Genomic DNA, 232 nt, shown 5'->3' with positions numbered 1-232 from the left:
CCTCCGCTTTCGCTGGCAGCGATTGCGCTTATACCATTTCCCCGGCTCGGTGCTGACGGACTACCGAATACTGAAGAACTACATCAAAACCATAGGCGGTTCTATATGAACACTCAATTTCTCGAATACGTGCGCCAGCAGTTGATGGTGGCCACCGCCGATTTAAGTGGTGCGACGAAAGGGCAGTTGATGGCCTGGCTTGAGAACGCGAAGTTCGATACGGGAACGTTTA

2 protein-coding genes are annotated in these 232 nt (G+C 52.2%); both read left to right on the top strand.

Going from position 1 to position 232, the window contains the following annotated elements; genetic code table 11:
• Positions 1-109, top strand: a 109-nt coding sequence (locus JSN25_RS17150) for a YlcG family protein (RefSeq protein ID WP_204525740.1), incomplete at its 5' end; no start/stop codon positions are given.
• A partial coding sequence (locus tag JSN25_RS22185) for a bacteriophage antitermination protein Q (protein WP_233638449.1) occupies positions 106-232 on the top strand: 127 nt, incomplete at its 3' end. The genes JSN25_RS17150 and JSN25_RS22185, both read left to right, overlap by 4 nt.

The sequence above is a fragment of the Citrobacter cronae genome (assembly GCF_016893685.1).
Classification (GTDB): Bacteria; Pseudomonadota; Gammaproteobacteria; order Enterobacterales; family Enterobacteriaceae; genus Citrobacter; species Citrobacter werkmanii.
Note: the sequence above shows the minus strand (reverse complement) of the source record. Positions and strands in the feature narration are given on the sequence as shown.